Annotated in this window: 1 protein-coding gene; it reads right to left on the bottom strand. The window is 61.7% G+C overall.

What is annotated here, in order from left to right; genetic code table 11:
• Positions 1 to 177: 177 nt before the first annotated feature.
• Positions 178 to 1,992: an acyl-CoA dehydrogenase gene (locus ABN482_RS10435; RefSeq protein WP_349503930.1), complete on the bottom strand. Its 1,815-nt coding sequence runs from the start codon at positions 1,990 to 1,992 to the stop codon at positions 178 to 180.
• Between the last annotated feature and the right edge of the window lie 151 nt (positions 1,993 to 2,143).

The raw sequence follows: 2,143 nt of genomic DNA, 5'->3' as shown, positions 1-2,143 counted from the left end.
TAGAGAATGACTGATTAATATAATCAATGGGTATATACATATATTGGGATGTTTTCAGAAGGGACACGTCAGTGCTGGGCCATATGCGGTACGGATGAGTCGGCATGTTGAAATACCGGGGCTTGCAGCACCCGGTATTTCAACATGCCTATCGCACCACGTCAGTACCCGTTTCTGCTATGACTGTCGCAGGGCGACCGGGATTGTCAGGCCTGCCTCGATCTGGCTGGCATAGTCACGGGCGCGAGGCAGGATGTGGCCGGCATAGAAAAGTGCCACGTCGAGCTTGTCCTGCTCGAACATGCCGGCCTCGCCCGCCGTGCGGCGACGCAGGCAGACCAGTGCCGAACGAATCATCTGCCAGCCGCCGAATACGACACCGGCCTGCATCAGGTGCGGCACACTGCCGGCAAACACACCCCGGATATCCCCGCCCGCCTTTGTCAGCAGGATTCTCGCACTGTCGGCATAGGCCGTGATCGCCTCGGCAAAGCGCGCCTGCATCAATGCCAGGCTGCCTGCCAGTGTCTTGTCGGACTCCGACTCGCACAGCCGGGCCAGTTCGGCTGCCGTCGCCTGCATATCGTCAACGATCTTCTGCACGACCTTGCCGCCATCCCGCAGCGTCTTGCGTCCCAGCAAATCGTTGGCCTGGATCGCGGTCGTTCCTTCGTAGATCGGCAGGATACGGGCATCGCGCAGATGCTGCGCAGCGCCGGTTTCTTCCATGTATCCCATCCCACCATGTACCTGGATGCCCAGTGAGGCCACTTCGACCGCCATTTCGGTGGAAAATCCCTTGACGACGGGCACCAGGTACTCATACAGCGCCCGGCTGGCGTCCCGCTGGCTACTGTCCGGATTGCGGTGGGCCTGGTCATGCATGGCAGCGGCCACGTAGGCCGTGGCCCTGGCTGCCTGCGTCAGGGCCCGCATGGTCTGCAGCAGGCGAGCCACATCAGGGTGGTGAATGATGGCGACAGGCCCGTCCGAGCCCTCGACGGCACGGCTCTGGATGCGCTCATGCGCATAGGCCAGCGCCTGCTGGGTGGCGCGCTCGGCCAGGGCGATCCCCTGCAGGCCAACCGCGTAGCGCGCTGCGTTCATCATGATGAACATGTATTCCAGGCCGCGATTGAGTTCTCCTACCCGATACCCGACGGCCCCCTCACCCACCTCACCCTTGCCTGAACCATAGAGCAGGACGGCAGTCGGACTGCCGTGGATGCCCAGCTTGTGCTCCAGCGAAGCACACCACACATCGTTGCGAACCTGCCGGCCATCCTGCTCGATGTACTTCGGCACGACAAAGAGCGAAATACCCTTGATGCCAGCCGGCGCATCCGGCGTGCGGGCGAGTACCAGATGAACGATGTTCTCGGCCAGGTCGTGCTCGCCGTAGGTGATGAAAATCTTCTGACCATACAGTCGATAGGTATCGTCCTGCTGGGGCACCGCCCGCGTCGCGACCAGGGCCAGATCCGAACCGGCCTGGGGTTCAGTCAGGTTCATCGTACCCGTGTAACTGCCGTCGATCAGGCCCGGCACGAAACGCTGTTGCAAATCCTCGGAACCGACCTGCAACAGTGCCTCGATGACGCCATCGGTCAGCAAGGGACATAGCGAGAATGCCAGGCTGGCTGCATTGAGGTTTTCAATGGCAGGCGCGCCCACCAGCTTGGGTAGGCCTTGCCCGCCCCATTGTTCGGGATGCTGCAGTCCCTGCCAGCCACCAGCCGCAAACTGCCGGAAAGCGTCCACGAATCCCGGCGAAGCCGTGACTCTGCCATCCTGCCAGACAGGCGGCCGGGTATCGCCGATACGGTTAAGGGGAGCAACGACATCCTGCACGAAGCGGGCGTTTTCATCGAGAATGGCATGGACAAGGTCAACGCCAAGCCCTGCCGACTCGGGCAAGGCGCAGATCGCGTCCAGCCCTGCCAGCTCATGCAGGATGAAATGGATGTCGTCGAGCGGTGCTTTGTAGTTCATGGCTGTCTCCTTCCATGTTATGAAAAACCGACAGCATCCGCTTCAGGGGGGATTGAGGGCCTCCCCCCTGGGGGCGGGCCGCCCCCAGCGCCCAAGCACCACATTCCATTCCCTTACAACCTCGAACCACCCTGCCACCAAGCCACCCTCC

Origin of the sequence: Corticimicrobacter sp., assembly GCF_040137905.1 — a bacterium.
Taxonomy (GTDB): Bacteria; Pseudomonadota; Gammaproteobacteria; order Burkholderiales; family Burkholderiaceae_B; genus Corticimicrobacter.
Note: the sequence above shows the minus strand (reverse complement) of the source record. Positions and strands in the feature narration are given on the sequence as shown.

Excerpts from the sequence above, each read along its gene's own strand:
- ABN482_RS10435 (WP_349503930.1), bottom strand. The coding sequence starts at position 1,992 with ATGAACTACAAAGCACCGCTCGACGACATCCATTTCATCCTGCATGAG.